At 37.5% G+C, this 16,144-nt stretch carries 9 protein-coding genes and 1 riboswitch; of the genes, 8 read left to right on the top strand and 1 reads right to left on the bottom strand.

The genetic code is table 11. The features are described 5' to 3' along the window. The first annotated feature begins 79 nt into the window (after positions 1-79). A riboswitch (SAM riboswitch) is annotated at positions 80-185 on the top strand. A gap of 94 nt (positions 186-279) precedes the next feature. From DYR29_RS14285 to DYR29_RS14270, 4 genes are all read left to right on the top strand, one after another. Then, entirely contained in the window at positions 280-2,712 is a 2,433-nt protein-coding gene (locus DYR29_RS14285) for a TonB-dependent receptor plug domain-containing protein (RefSeq protein WP_213277398.1), read from the top strand. A gap of 7 nt (positions 2,713-2,719) precedes the next feature. After that, a complete protein-coding gene (locus DYR29_RS14280) occupies positions 2,720-4,030 on the top strand; it encodes an APC family permease (protein ID WP_213277397.1) in 1,311 nt (436 codons plus the stop codon). Between the two features lie 147 nt (positions 4,031-4,177). After that, positions 4,178-5,263: a peptide chain release factor 1 gene (prfA, locus tag DYR29_RS14275; protein WP_047424606.1), complete on the top strand. Its 1,086-nt coding sequence runs from the start codon at positions 4,178-4,180 to the stop codon at positions 5,261-5,263. A gap of 80 nt (positions 5,264-5,343) precedes the next feature. Next, complete coding sequence (locus tag DYR29_RS14270; RefSeq protein ID WP_213277396.1) at positions 5,344-6,018, top strand: hypothetical protein; 675 nt, start codon at positions 5,344-5,346, stop codon at positions 6,016-6,018. A 68-nt stretch (positions 6,019-6,086) separates the two neighbouring features. On the opposite strand, the gene DYR29_RS14265 is transcribed toward DYR29_RS14270, so the two are convergent. Next, a complete protein-coding gene (locus DYR29_RS14265) occupies positions 6,087-7,184 on the bottom strand; it encodes an ABC transporter substrate-binding protein (protein WP_213277395.1) in 1,098 nt (365 codons plus the stop codon). 191 nt (positions 7,185-7,375) lie between these two features. Between DYR29_RS14265 and DYR29_RS14260 the strand changes: the two genes are divergently transcribed. The 4 genes from DYR29_RS14260 to DYR29_RS14245 all read left to right on the top strand — a co-directional run bounded on the left by DYR29_RS14260 (position 7,376) and on the right by DYR29_RS14245 (position 15,917). After that, positions 7,376-9,478 (top strand): prolyl oligopeptidase family serine peptidase, encoded by a 2,103-nt coding sequence (locus DYR29_RS14260; protein ID WP_213277394.1) that lies wholly within the window; start codon positions 7,376-7,378, stop codon positions 9,476-9,478. 136 nt (positions 9,479-9,614) lie between these two features. Beyond that, the gene (locus tag DYR29_RS14255) at positions 9,615-12,629 is read left to right on the top strand and encodes a reprolysin-like metallopeptidase (protein ID WP_213277393.1); all 3,015 of its coding nucleotides are present in this window, start codon (positions 9,615-9,617) and stop codon (positions 12,627-12,629) included. Between the two features lie 138 nt (positions 12,630-12,767). Then, on the top strand, positions 12,768-14,888 hold the full coding sequence (gene scpA, locus DYR29_RS14250; RefSeq protein WP_213277392.1) for a methylmalonyl-CoA mutase: 2,121 nt from the start codon (positions 12,768-12,770) through the stop codon (positions 14,886-14,888). A 42-nt stretch (positions 14,889-14,930) separates the two neighbouring features. Beyond that, the gene (locus DYR29_RS14245) at positions 14,931-15,917 is read left to right on the top strand and encodes a M28 family peptidase (RefSeq protein WP_213277391.1); all 987 of its coding nucleotides are present in this window, start codon (positions 14,931-14,933) and stop codon (positions 15,915-15,917) included. Positions 15,918-16,144 lie beyond the last annotated feature (227 nt).

Here is a 16,144-nt window from a genome sequence, read left to right as displayed (position 1 = left end):
TATAAAATAATAAAGCAGATTTGCAGTACAGCAGATCTGCTTTTTTGTATATTTAAAAAATTAGTCTACTTTTGCAGTAGATTTATCAAGAAAGGTGGAGGGATTTGGCCCAAAGAAACCTTAGCAACCTGCATGATTCCAGAAGTGTAAAGGTGCTAATTCCAACCCTGAGGGGGAGATAAGTGAAGTCAATATTCTTATATGAATTCCATTTCTTGAAGTCTTGTATATCTGCGGAAATATCCGTCAGACTGTTATTATTAATTGGCAAGAACAAAAATGAAAAAATTAAGTACAGCGGTATTATTGCTTGGGGCCGTTTTGGCTGCTGCTCAGGAAAACGAGGAAAAAGGAAAACAAATCGAAGATATTATCATCGTTGGAAACCGTAATGTCAAAAGAACAAAACTGGAAACACCGGTTCCTGTAGATGTTATCAATATTGACAAAATCCAAAGGAGTTCTCCGCAAATGACGGCTCAGGATCTTCTGAATTATGTGATCCCATCCTTTAATGCAGTGAGGCAGTCTGCTTCTGATGGTACAGAACATATTGATCCTGTAACTTTAAGAGGAATGGGTCCCGACCAGGTTCTCGTATTGCTTAACGGGAAAAGAAGACATACAACCTCTTTGGTCAACTATCAGAATACCGTGGGAAACGGTTCTGTAGGAACAGATCTGAGCACAATTCCTGTCATTGCTATTGACAGAATAGAAGTGTTAAGAGACGGTGCAGCAGCACAATACGGGTCTGATGCCATTGCAGGAGTAATCAATATTATTCTTAAAAAAAATGCAGGAGCTTCAGCAAGCCTTACTTACGGATTGACCGGGAGAAATGATGGAGACACTTACCAGGCGGGAGTCAATTACGGAACTTCATTAGGAAAAAAAGACGGGTATATCAACCTTTCCCTGCAGTTAAGCCACAGAGGAAAAACTACTAGAACTCAAAATCACGATTTAGATATTTTCGGAGATAATTTCGCTTATGAATTTGCAGGTGACGCTGAAGCCGTAAAAGCTGCCAGAGCTGCGGATGATGCAGAAATTGAAAAAAGAGGATTAACCCGTGATGATTTCAATTTTCAGATCGGAGATGCCCAAATTAGACAGGGACAGTTGTTTTTCAATTCAGAATACCCTTTTAATGATAATTTTAAAGTATATTCTTTCGGAGGCTTTAGTATTAAAGAAGGAAAAGGCTTTGGTTTCAGAAGACTGCCGAGCGAAAAGTCTAATGTAGTTTCATCCATTTATCCGAATGGTTTTCAGGCCACTCTTGGATCTCAGGTATATGATATTTCCTATGCTGTAGGTGCAAAATATAATGTCAATGACTGGCTGTTTGACATAAGTAATACATTCGGCAGCAATACCTTCAATTATAACGTAAGCAATACCAATAATGCTTCCCTGGGAGCAAAATCTCCAACCCGGTTTTATGCAGGAGCCCATAGCTTCCTTCAGAATACTGTTAATCTTGATGTTTCAAAAAATATAAAACAATTCAATATTGCTTTCGGGGGAGAATTCAGATTTGAACAATACCAGATCAAAGCTGGGGATGAAGCTTCTTATACCCAATATGACATCAATGGAAATGTTGCCACTGAAGGATCGACAGTGCTTGGTGCAGGTGGTTCTCAATCCTTTATCGGATTTTCTCCAAACAATGCCTTGAAAAAAGACAGACATTCAACGGCCGTGTATGCGGATGTTTCGTATGATTTAGATAAAAAACTGAATATTGATGCGGCTGCCAGATTTGAAAATTATTCAGATTTCGGAAATACCTTGAATGGAAAGCTTGCCGTCCGATATGAGTTCGTAAAAAATTATGCAATAAGAGCAGCGGTTGGAACGGGGTTCAGAGCGCCTTCGCTTCAGCAGCAGTATTTCAATAACTCATACGCGGATATCTCTACTTCCGGCTCAAAGATTGTTACCAAAGGAATATTCAGTAACGATAGTGAAGCTGCCAGAATTCTTGGATTTGATAAGCTCAAACAGGAAACTTCTATCAATGCGAGTGCTGGATTTACGCTGAAACCTTTAAACAACTTGACGATCACCATAGATGGATACTGGATTAAAGTGAAAGACAGAATTGTGGTTACCAGCAATATTACAGATTCAAGGTTAGACCAGTTTAAGGTAGAAAGCGGAAGATTTTTCGCCAATGCTATTGATACAGAAACAAAAGGAGTAGATGTAGTGGTTTCTTATGATTGGATTCTCGGGAATGGAAAATTGAATATGAATCTTGCCGGAAATTACACAGAAACAAAAATTACAGATTTCCATTTTCCTGAAAACTTAGGAACACCTCAGGATCAGTTTTTTGGTCCCGATCAGATCAATATCATTGAAACACTGTCTCCAAAAACCAAGGCTTCATTAGGATTAAATTATGGAATCGGGAAATTCAATTTTCTCGTAAGAAATACTTATTTTGGTAAAGTAATAAGAGATGGTTATCCATTTGGAGGAGTACAGGAATTTTCCCCAAAAGTAGTGACTGACATCAGCGTTGGCTATGATATCACAAAAAGTATCAACCTTACGGTAGGAGCCAATAATGTATTTGATGTCTTTCCGGATCGCCAGATTTATGAAAATTCATACTATGGAGTATTCAAATATGCACCGGTTCAGATGGGAACACTGGGGAATTATTTCTTCGGAAGACTTAATTTTAACTTTTAATCATTAAATGAGTACTACCTCACATCAGATTGGCTGGAAAACAGCCGCTGCAATTGTCGTTTCCAATATGATAGGAACCGGGATTTTTACAACGCTGGGATTTCAGTTATCTGATATTACCAATACCTACAGTATTTTCCTGTTATGGGCCATCGGGGGAATTCTTGCTTTGTTCGGGGCTTTTTGCTATGCCGAATTAGGTTCACATTTCAAAGGGAACGGAGGCGATTTTATCTATCTTAAAGAAACCTATCATCCTTTGTTTGGATATCTGATAAGCTGGGTTTCTCTGATTATTGGGTTTTCCTCTCCTGTCGCACTGGCAGCATTGGCCATGTCAAAATATCTTTCCGTATTTGATTATACCTTTGGAAACGGTTTTGCGATTGCCGCTATTTTTCTCGTGGCAGTTTCATTATCATTCAGCTTAAAAACATCCAGCAGATTTCATAACTTTTTCACCTTCATTAAAATAGCCTTTATAATTGTCCTGATCATCCTTGGCGTTGGACTTTCAGAATCTCCACAGTTTGGCAACAGTTTGAATTTCAGTGACAGCTGGCAGAATGAGATCATGCTTCCTGCATTTGCTACTTCTCTTGTATTTGTTACCTATTCCTACACAGGCTGGAACTCAGCTTCTTATATTGCGGGAGAAATAAGGGACGTTCAGAAAAACCTTCCCAAATCTTTGATCATTGGAACCGTTTTCGTGACGGTAAGCTATATTCTGGTGAATTATATTATGCTGAAACACGCCCCTGTAAGTCAGCTGGCGGGAAAAGAAGATGTGATGGGTGAAGCGGCTGTCAATATGTTAGGTCCTGCTTTTGGAAAGATTGTCAACGTTTTTATTGCTTTGCAGCTGGTTGCAACAATTAGCGGATATTTATGGGTTGGTTCAAGGTTGACACAGGCTTTTGCAAAACATACCTACATTTGGAAGCCATTATCAGCAGGCAATTCAAGAGGAATTCCTGTAAGAGCCATTTTTGCCCATGCAGTCATTGCGACGGTTATTATTCTAACGGGAAGTTTTAAAGAAATTTTTGTTTACACCGCTTTTATTTTACAGCTTTTTGCGAGTCTGGCAATTTCTACCGTTTTCTTCCTGAAGAAAAAAGACAGGAAAATTTTTAAGTCGAACGCTTTCCATATTTTTCCGGTTGTTTTTCTATTGTTCAGCATCTATATTCTCTATTTTACTTTTATTCATAATCCTAAAGAAAGCCTTATAGGAGTGGGGATTATTGCAGTAGGAATTGTTTTATATTGGGTTGACTGGAGACTTTCTAAACAATATCAGAGCAAGTCTTAACTGTACAGAAATACTGACAGGGAAATTTGGAAATCCACCTTTTTACAGTTTTGCTCCCTTTATCCCTAATGCTCAAAAATTTATGATCATCAGTAATTTTAATTTTGAATTAATAATCCTTATCTTTGCACCCACAAAATTTCTACAATGTCTAAATCATTAATTCCAAAATTAGAAGCTATAAAACAAAGATATAATGAGGTTGCAGACCTTATTATACAGCCTGATGTCATTTCAGACCAAAAAAGATATTCTTCTTTGAACAAAGAATATAGTGATTTGGGAAAAATTGTAAGAGTTTACGATCAGTACAAAGGGGCCCTGGACAGTATTGCAGAATCTGAAGAGATCATTGCAGACGGATCAGACAGAGATCTGGTAGATCTGGCTAAAGAAGAAAAGCTGGAAGCTCAGGCTAAACTTCCGGGATTGGAAGAAGAGCTGAAAGTATTACTGATTCCTAAAGACCCTGCCGATGACAAAAACGTTATCGTAGAATTACGTGCCGGAACAGGTGGTGATGAAGCGGCTATTTTCGTAGAAGATATCTACAGAATGTATACCATGTATTTCAAAACAAAAGGATGGAGACATGAAGTGACAGATTCTAACGAAGCAGCAAAAGGATACAAAGAATTGATCATGAAAGTGGAAGGAGAAGGAGTTTACGGAATCATGAAATTCGAGTCCGGAGTTCACCGTGTACAGCGTGTACCTGAAACAGAATCTCAGGGAAGAGTACACACTTCTGCCATTACCATTGCTGTTCTTCCGGAAGCTGAAGAAGTAGATTTTGAACTGAATCCTGCTGATATTGAAATGCAGACTTCCCGTTCAGGAGGTGCCGGAGGTCAGAACGTAAACAAGGTTGAAACGAAAGTTCAGCTTACCCACAAACCGTCAGGACTTGTTGTGGTTTGTCAACAGGCTCGTTCTCAGCTGGCTAACCGTGAGTTGGCAATGGAAATGCTAAGAACAAAATTATACGATATCGAATTGCAGAAAGTACAGGGAGATATTGCCGCACAACGTAAATCTATGGTTTCTACCGGTGACCGTTCTGCAAAAATTAAAACGTACAATTACCCGCAAGGTAGAGTTACAGACCACAGAATCAATAAGTCTATGTACAATCTGGACGCTTATATGAACGGAGATATTTCTGAAATGATTGATGCCGTAATCATGGCGGAAAATGCAGAGAAAATGAAGGGAGAAGAAGAAAATTATTAAAATTAAAACAAATAAAAATAAAGCCTCTGATCCTTCAGGGGCTTTGTTTTTTCAAATGACTAAATGTAAAAATATCAACTATGAAAAACTACAAAATTATTTTCCTGCTGCTTACCATGATGGGGCAGCAACTTATCGCTCAAACTGAAGTGAAGAAACCTAAAGAAGCTTTTGAATTATTTTTCGGAACTTTTGTAAATAATGACGAAGCGTCATTGAATAAGCTGAATGATTACCTGAAACCGACAGTAGAAGGACAGAATGCTTACCAGGTAGATTTTAAAGAAACCTCAAAAGAAATGATGAATGGCAGCGTAGAGAATTTTCTGTCTGCTTTCCCTAAAGCAACAGCCGCTGCATGTAAAAAAGAGGCGGAGGAATATTTCACCGCAATGTTTGGAAATTTTAAAACAGGTAAACTGACTGTTAAAAATGTAAAAGTTGTTCCGAATGAATATGTTGAAGGACAAAAAATTGCAGAAATAAATTATTCTGTAAGCTTCCTTGTTCCTTCAAAGCTAACCTCGGGACCAAAAGGTGATCTGAATAAAATAAAAGCTGAAGATCTTAAAAAGTATCTTATTCAGGCAGTTCAGGATTTTAAGAATGCTGATAAAACAGTAACAACCGACCAAAATTTTACGCTTTACGAACTTAAAGAAGGCGATAAAATATATTATTGGAACGGAAGTCCCGATGAGATTGTTACCAATCTTACCGATTTCTATTTTGAAAGCTTCGGAGCCAATGAATAGTTGAAAAGCTCATTCAAAGAATAAAAGTCCCGATAGATCGGGACTTTTTTGTTATCTATTTAATAGAATTATAAAAGCTCGAGAATTGCAGGATCTGTTAATGGGGAGCCTCCTTGTACAGGACCTATTTTGGCTTCTATCTGCTTTGAAAAATTATTAAGTGCATCTCTATCTAGCATAAAATTGATAAATTCAGTTGGAGAAGTATTTGGATAGGTTTTGTAACTTTTGTACTCTGCTTTATCAGGCATATCATCTCTTACTGACCATTCTCCCCATAATCCCTGCATTTTTTTAGAAAGGATCCATGTCATGTACAGCTTGGCGGCAGCTTTGTGCTTCGTGGTTTTGAAGATGGCTCCCGTTTGTGCCCATGTTAAAAAATGATCTTTCACAGGAAGTACTACCTGTGCTCCTCCGTCTAAAGATTTATCAAAAATACCTGCAGTTCCCATAGTGGCGAGCTTGTTTCCTTTTCTTACTTGAGCAGTTGGTGCTGCGGTTCCTCTTATCCATTGAGGTTTTTGATGAATAAGCTTATCAATATATTCCCAGCCATATTGATCTACAATTTTCTTATAAAGATATAAGACAGCATCATCGTCATGAGGATAGGTTAATATCAGATTGTTTTTATATTGAGGAGTTAATAAATCTGCATAGGACTGAGGTATATTCGGTACAAGTGATCTGTTGGCGATCATGGCAAATGTTACCATATAGACTGGGGTAAATGCACCATCTGGATCTTTTATGTTATTGGGAATCTGCTCTCCCCCGAATGGTTTGAAATTTTCAAGAACACCTTCACTTTTCCAACGATGGAAATCGTGAACAGTCTGTAATTGTACAACATCTGGGACTAATGTATTGCTAGCAAGCTGTTGGTCAACCTCTGCATCTAAAAATTTTGAAAGATCTACTCTTACATTTATTTTAATATCGGGAAAATCTTTCTCCCATTCATTTCTTATCCAATCTAACCGACCAGGTGCATCTCCACCTCCCCATATTGTTATTTCTTTGTCCACGGTCTTTGCTTCATTATAAAGCCGTTGAATTTCATTCATTTCTGCCTGTTCAGGAGTATTAGTATTATCCTGTTCATTATTGCATGATAGAGCAATAATACTTGTAATAAGAATTACAAAAACTTTTTTAATCATTGTGTTTTTTTGGTTGGTTAATAAAAATTTGAATTCATAAAAAAAAACAAATATAGAATTTTAAATGTAACAACGTTTATTACATTTAAAAAAAGATGAAATTTAACATTATTTTAATATAGATTACAAGGAAATAAGGTCTGTTTTTTTGTTTAATATACTTTACGTATTTTTGAGAAAAACCGATCAATATGAATTTTAAACCTATATTGTTAACAGCTGGAGTTTTATTTTCAGCATCTTTTTATTCTCAGAAAATGAATTATCCTAAAGCGTTAAAAGGAAGCCAGACAGATACCTATTTCGGAACTGCTGTTTCTGATCCCTTCAGAGATTTGGAAAATGATTCCGAACCTACAAAGAAATGGGTAGATGAAGAAGTAGCTTACAGTCAGAATTACCTTTCAAAAATTCCGTTCAGGGATAAAATTAAAAATCAGCTGAAGGAAATCTGGAATTATGAAAAAATTTCAGCTCCTTTCAAAGAAGGAGATTATACTTATTATTATAAAAACGATGGTTTGCAGGCACAATCTGTTTTGTACAGAACAAACAACAAGACCAATGCTACAGAAGTATTTTTAGATCCGAATAAATTTTCGGAAAAAGGAACTACTTCGCTTTCCAATCTTTCATTCAATAAAAAAGGAAACCTTGCGGCTTATTCTATTTCTGAAGGCGGAAGTGACTGGAACAAGATTATTATCATTGATGCTGTTACCAAAAAACAGATTGATGAGACTTTACTGGATGTAAAATTCAGCGGGATTTCATGGCAGGGAGATGAAGGATTCTACTATTCAAGCTACGATAAGCCAAAAGAAGGAACAGTGCTTTCCGGTATGACAGACAAGCATAAAGTATACTTTCACAAATTAGGGACGAAACAGTCTGAAGATCAATTGATCTTCGGAGGAGAAAAAACGCCAAGAAGATATTTAAGTGCCGGCGTTTCTGAGGACCAGAGATACCTGATTATTTCTGCTGCTAATGCTACCAATGGTAATGAATTATACATAAAAGACCTTCAGAAAAGAGGTGATTTTGTACAAATAGTAAATGGGTTTGATATCAATGCCAGCATTGTAGATACACAAGGTGATGACCTTTTCATTTTCACCGATAAAGATGCTCCGAATATGCGTCTTGTAAAAACTACGATAAGCAATCCTGCTCCTACAACATGGAAAGATGTAATCCCACAAACTGAAAATGTATTGGGAATTTCTACAGGCGGAGGCTATTTCTTTGCAACCTATATGATTGATGCTATAGATCAGGTAAAACAGTTTGATAAAACAGGAAAACAGGTTAGAGAAATTACACTTCCCGGTAAAGGAAATGTTTCAGGATTTGGAGGAAAAGAAAAAGAGAAAGATGTTTACTTTTCTTTCAGCAATTATATTACACCGGGAACCACTTATAAATTCAATGTAGACTCAGGAAAATCTGAAGTGTATCAAAAGCCTAAAGTGAAGTTTAATCCGGATGATTATGTTTCAGAACAGGTATTCTATACTTCAAAAGACGGTACAAAAGTTCCTATGATGATCAATTATAAGAAAGGAACTAAACTTAACGGTAAAAACCCTACGATCCTATATTCTTATGGAGGTTTTAACATCAGCTTACAGCCTTCATTCTCTGTAGTCAATGCGATTTGGATGGAAAATGGAGGAATTTATGCCGTTCCAAACATCCGTGGAGGAGGTGAGTATGGTAAAAAATGGCATGATGCAGGAACAAAGCAACAGAAGAAAAATGTTTTTGAAGACTTTATTGCTGCCGGAGAATATCTTCAAAGCAAAGGATATACTTCAAAACAATACATGGCTCTTTCAGGAAGATCAAATGGAGGATTATTGGTTGGTGCAACAATGACGATGAGACCGGACCTGGCAAGAGTGGCTTTCCCGGGAGTAGGAGTGTTGGATATGTTAAGATATAACAAATTTACTGCTGGAGCAGGATGGTCTTACGATTATGGTACTGCAGAAGACAGTAAAGAAATGTTCGAATATCTTAAATCCTATTCTCCAGTACATAATGTAAAAGCAGGAACTTGCTATCCATCAACAATGATTATCACCAGTGATCATGATGATAGAGTAGTTCCGGCACACTCGTTCAAATTTGGAGCAGAACTTCAGGAAAAGCAAGCGTGTAAAAATCCTATTCTTTTGAGAATTGAAAAGAATGCAGGTCACGGAGCCGGAAGAGCCACAGATCAGGTTATTAGTGAAAATGCAGATCTTATATCATTTGCTTTATTTGAGATGGGAATAAATAAATAACTCTAAAAAGAATAATATTTAAAAAAACAGTCAATTTTATTTAAAATTGACTGTTTTTTTTATGCGGTTGTGTTTATAATTCTTATTTTTATGCCGGATATTTAAAGTTTATTAATTCTAAATTAATTAAGTAATTATGAAAAAAAGAATTTTACTGGTTTGTGCATTGGCTGCCGGGCTGTCCAGCTTTAATGCACAGAGGTGGGAACCGGCCTCACAAAGGACATCAGAAATCAGAAAAGAAGTAGAAGTTCAGTATTCTTACAGATTTGATTTGCAGTCGCTTAGAAACATTTTAAAAGATGCTGTAGAAACAGGGAAAGGAGCTCAGGCTGTTATTGTATCTCTCCCTACAGCAGAAGGAAAGATTGAAAAGTTTGCGGTATATAGTGATCCTGTTATGGAAAAATCTATGGCTGACAGATACCAATTGGGATCTTATATAGGAGTAGGGGTTGATGATCCCGGCAAATATGTAAGATTCAGTACTGCACCTACTGAAATGCAGTCAATGATTATCAAAGATGGAAAATTCCAGTTTATAGAACCTATTACTACAGATAAGCAGGTATATGGAGTTTTTTACAAAACAAAAAGAACAGATGCTGATCATGGCTTTGAATGTTCTACAGAAGAAAAAAGCTTAAAAGATATAAAGTCTTTGGAAGCTTTCGGGAAAAAAAATCTTTCTAATGTAGGAATTACAAACAGACCGGCAAGTACAAAATACAGAACGTATAGATTAGCGCTTTCAACAACAGGAGAGTATACCAAGAAATTTGATCCGTCTGGAGGAATAGTCAATACGGTTACTCAGATGAATGCTACGATGACCCGTGTAAACGGTATTTTCCAGAAAGATTTTGCCATCAAACTTATTATTCAGGATCTTCAGAATATTATCTATACTGACCCTGCAACTGATCCTTATACAGGGAATTTAAATCTACAGCTTCAGCAAACTTTAACAAGTGTGGTAGGAAATGCTAATTACGATATGGGGCATGTTTTCAATGCTTCCGGAGGTAATGGAAATGCTGGTTCTATCGGATCTACATGTGTTGATCCTGCAACCCCTACTTCATTGGCAAAAGGATCTGCATTTACACAGAATACAAATCCGGTAGGTGACTCTTTTGATATTGACTATGTTGCTCATGAAATGGGACATCAGCTGGGAGGTAACCATACATTCTCACATGTTTCAGAAGGTTCAGGAGTAAATATTGAGCCGGGAGGAGGAACTACTATTATGGGATATGCCGGAATTACAGGAGATAATGTTCAGGATTTTACTGATGCTTATTTCCATTATTCTTCTGTTAATCAGATTCTTAATAGTTTAGACAGCAAACCTGGATGTGGAACATCAGAAAATATAACAACAAATACGGCTCCGGTAATTTCAGCTCTTCCTGCTTACAGTATTCCAAAAGGAACTGCATATTATCTTGATGCTTCTGCTACAGATACTGATCCTATTAAGTATACTTGGGAACAGTATGATAGTGTTGATTCTTACAACTCAATCTCAGGAGACAGCGGTTGGGGATATAATGCTCAAGGTGCTTTGACGAGATCTTATTTTGGTACAGCAAGCGGAAGAAGATACTTCCCAAGTCTTCCTGTAGTAATGGGAGGATCTTTAACTGATAAAACGAAATGGGAAACTGTTTCTTATATTCCAAGAGTACTTAAATACGCAGTAACTGTTAGAGATGAGAATGCTGCTAAACCAATGCTGGTATCTGCTGAAACTACAGTAACTGTTACCAATGACGGGCCTTTTAAATTTAGTGGTCTTATTGATAATACTACATTATATAACAATGCAGCCAATACAATTTCATGGGATGTAGCTAATACCAACGCTGCGCCTTATAATGCTGCTAATGTAAAAATTGAATATACCACAGATCTTGTTAACGGATCAACATGGACAGAGCTTGTAGCTTCTACTCCTAACACAGGAAGTTATACAGCTCAAATGCCTTCTGGTTTAACAGGACCTGTTAAATTGAGAATTTCTGCCATTGGAAATGTATTCTACGCTGTATCTCCTAAGATTATAGTTGGAGCTGCTCCTACTTCAACTACAGACGCTCCAACAGGGGTAGGTTCAATCGCTGCAGGGATTTTGAAAACATCTGCTACTATCGGATGGAATAGTGTACCAGGTGCTACATATGCTATCAAATATAGAAAACTGGGAGAAACTAACTGGACAAATACTACCAGCGCTACTAATTTTGTATCGTTGAGCTCTCTTGAAGACGAGACTAACTATGAAGTTCAGGTGGCTGCAGTAGTGAATACAGTTCCCGGAACATATTCTTCTACTTATGCGTTCAAAACAAAAGGCTTAAGAACTGGTTCAGACTATTGTTTAATGACAACAGGTGGAAATAGCTTTGCAAGCTTTAGCTTTAACAGTGGTTTAGCTCAATTAAACTTAGCGAACTTAGCGTATTCTCAATTAACTTATAAAACTATTTTCAGTACTTATCAGGATTTTACTGAAGATGTAACAAAACAGGTTAATTTGACCAAAGGAACACAATATACATTGTCTTATTTCAATGTTGGTAACACAGCAGGTTATAATGACAAAATGGAAGTTTGGATTGACTTTAACAGAAACGGAGTTTTTGAAGCTTCAGAGAAAATAGGTACTAAAACAACTGTTCCTCCAGCAAATGGACAATATACAGGAACTATGGTATTCACTGTACCAGCTACTGCATATGCAGGAGATAAACTCTTAAGAATGAGAGTGGCAAATACTTTCTTTAATGCAGCTACAGGACCATGTGGCAGCCCATCAGTTCCGGTACAGGGAGGTGGTGTTATTTCACAAGGTTCATTCAAAGATTTCTCTGTAAAAATTTCAGAAACTCTTGCGGTAAATGAAACAAAAGACGTTAAATCAACTGAAATTTCAATTTATCCTAACCCTGCAGATACTTTCGTGGAAGTGAAAAATCTTAAAGGTAAGGCAGATTACAAAATCTATACTGCTGACGGAAGATTAGCTCAGGAAGGTCAGATTGATGGACAAAGAATTAATGTTGCTTCATTAATCAAAGGAATGTATGTGATCACGATAAAAGATGACAAAAACACTTACAATACGAAGCTTATCAAAAAATAAGCAGACGATATATCAATAAGAAAGGCCGGGCATTTGTCCGGCCTTTTTCTTTTGCTAAATTGAAGTAAAACAGAACGTTAACAGAAGTTTCATGTTTCGTTCAAAAAAATTAACTTTACGGGGACAAAAATAATTGGAATGCGAAAGACAATTTCTGTGAAAAAACCGGATTTTAATGTATTACCTCAGGAAAGAGAGATTTACAATTTTGAAAAAGACGGGCTTGAACTCAAATCATCTTATGAGAAAAAAGATGTAAAAGATGAATCATTAACGCAGACTTCTCCAGGAATTGCTCCTTATCTGAGAGGACCGTATTCTACGATGTATGTACAGAAACCTTGGACGGTTCGTCAATATGCAGGGTTTTCTACTGCCGAAGAATCCAACGCTTTTTACAGAAGAAATCTTGCCGCAGGTCAGAAAGGACTTTCGGTGGCATTTGACTTGGCAACGCACAGAGGATATGATTCTGATCACTCAAGAGTGGTGGGTGACGTAGGAAAAGCAGGAGTTGCCATCGACTCTGTGGAAGACATGAAAATCCTTTTCAATGAAATCCCACTGGACCAGATTTCAGTATCCATGACCATGAATGGGGCGGTACTTCCTATTTTGTCTTTCTATATCGTAGCAGCAGAAGAGCAGGGAGTAAAACAGGAACTGCTTTCAGGAACCATTCAAAATGATATTCTGAAGGAGTTCATGGTAAGAAATACCTATATCTATCCGCCGGCACCTTCCATGAAAATTATCGCAGATATTTTTGAATACACTTCGCAAAACATTCCAAAATTCAATTCTATTTCCATTTCCGGATATCATATGCAGGAAGCGGGTGCCACACCGGTACTTGAAATGGCTTATACGCTGGCCGATGGTCTTGAATACGTAAGAACAGGAATAAAAGCAGGAATGAATGTAGACGATTTTGCTCCAAGACTATCTTTCTTCTGGGCAATCGGGATGAATCATTTCATGGAAATTGCTAAAATGCGTGCCGCAAGATATATCTGGGCAACCCTTTTAAAACAGTTTAATCCTCAGAATCCAAAATCTCTGGCATTAAGAACCCATTCCCAGACGTCCGGATGGTCTCTGACAGAGCAGGAACCTTTCAATAATATTACAAGAACAGCCATTGAAGCTTTGTCTTCAGCTTTAGGAGGTACACAGTCTCTCCACACCAATGCACTGGATGAAGCCATTGCTCTTCCTACAGACTATTCAGCAAAAATTGCAAGAAATACACAGATCATTCTTCAGCAGGAAAGCGGAATATGCGATGTGGTAGATCCGATGGGAGGAAGTAACCTGGTGGAAAGCCTTACTCAGCAAATGATCGAAGAAGCGATGAGGTACATTGATGAGGTAGAGCAGGAAGGAGGTATGACCAAAGCCATCGAAGCCGGAATTCCCAAAATGAGAATTGAAGAAGCTGCTGCTAAAAAACAAGCTAAGATCGACAGTGGAGAAGAATTCATTATCGGAGTGAATTCATTCAAATCCTCATTGAAACAGGACCAGATAGAAATCTTAGACATTGATAATACAGAAGTTCGCAGAAAGCAGATCGAAAGATTAGATACTATTAAAGCTGAACGAAATAAAGCTGCTGTTGAACAAATCCTGAATGAGATCCGTGAAAGCGCAAAAACAGGAAAAGGAAATCTTCTGGCATTATGTATCGAAGCAGCAAGAAGAAGAGTTACCCTTGGCGAAATGAGTGATGCTATGGAAGAAACCTTTGGAAGATATAAAGCAAATATTAAAACAATCTCTGGTGTATACGCAATGAATGCCGGTAAAAATGAATACTTTGAAAAAGCCCTTCATCTGACTCAGAAATTTGAAGAAGAAGAAGGACGCCGCCCAAGACTTATGGTAGCTAAAATGGGACAGGACGGACATGACAGAGGTGCGAAAGTAGTAGCCACAGCATTTGCCGATATGGGATTTGACGTAGATGTCGCTCCATTATTCCAGACACCGGAAGAAGTAGCTAAACAGGCCGTGGAAAATGATATCCATATTTTAGGAGTTTCTTCACTGGCTGCCGGACACAAAACATTAGTTCCGCAGGTAGTGGAAGAATTATCCAAACTGGGAGCAGATGATATCACCATCGTTGTAGGAGGAGTAATTCCCCAACAGGATTATGAATTCCTATATGCCAACGGTGCAGACTTTATTTTCGGACCTGGAACCAACCTGCCGAAATGTGCAGTAGAAATTTTAGAGAGGTTTTTAGAAAAATAAACAGAAAAGCTTTAATTTCAATTTGAAATTAAAACACATCCTATGAATCTGAAAAATATAATAAAGCCTACGAGGAAAAAACTGTTTCTTCTCGTAGGCTTATTTATTATCGCTGGTATTTTCCTGTTAGCTTCGGGGAAGAAAAATAGATCCATACAAAGCTCGAAGATCATTGCAGATACTACTTTGGTTAAAAAACATTTGACAGCGCTTACCCAAACACCACAATTCAGAAACCATAAAAATATAGACCAGCTTAATACAATCGCAGACTATATCCATCAGACTTTCAATACCTATGGCGACAGCACTGCTTACCAGGAATATAAAGTGGATGGGAAAATATATAAGAACGTAATTACTTCCTTTGGAACAGAAAACAAAAAACGAATCATTATAGGAGCTCATTACGATGTTTGCGGAGATCAGCAGGGTGCAGATGATAATGCAACCGGAGTTACAGCCCTCTTGGAGCTGGCAAGAATGCTTAAAGGACAAAAGCTGAAGTACAGAGTTGATCTTGTAGCTTACACATTGGAAGAACCTCCTTATTTCAGGACTGAAAATATGGGAAGTTATGTCCATGCAAAATACTTAAAAGACAATAATATCGATGTGTATGGGATGGCCAGCGTGGAAATGATTGGATACTTCAGAGATGAAAAGGGATCGCAGAGCTTTCCTTTAGGCATTCTTTCATGGTTTTACGGTGATAAAGGAGACTTTATTACTTTGGCTAAAAAGTTCAGTGGGGCAGGTCCGTTTGTAAAAAACTTTATCGACAAATTTAAAGGCTCTGAGCAGATCAAAATAGAAACCTTCTCAGCGCCTAAATTTGTGGCTGGAATAGACTTTTCCGACCATCTCAACTATTGGAATTTTGATTTTCAGGCACTCATGATCACCGATTCATCTTTTTTCAGAAATAAAAATTATCACCAACCCACAGACACTCTGGAAACCCTCGATACAAAGAGAATGACAAAAGTTATTGATGCTATTTTTCTCAGTATTATTCACCTTAAGTGAAAAAAATAATTTTGATTCTCAGAAAAATTTATATATTTGCACCTGAAAATCAAGTTTAACCAATAAAAAACGACGAAGCAATGTTCAGAACTAAACAGAATTCTACAGTTGGATTGCCACTTATGGTGGTAAGGCTTCGCGGTTTGGTACATTCTTAGAATAACAGTACAATAAAATATCAAAACCCGAAGTCGTAGAGATTTCGGGTTTTTTATTGCGCAATATTT

Source organism: Chryseobacterium indologenes (assembly GCF_018362995.1).
GTDB lineage: Bacteria > Bacteroidota > Bacteroidia > Flavobacteriales > Weeksellaceae > Chryseobacterium > Chryseobacterium indologenes_G.
The sequence above is the reverse complement of the archived record's forward strand: the minus strand, read 5'-3'. Positions and strand labels throughout refer to the sequence as shown.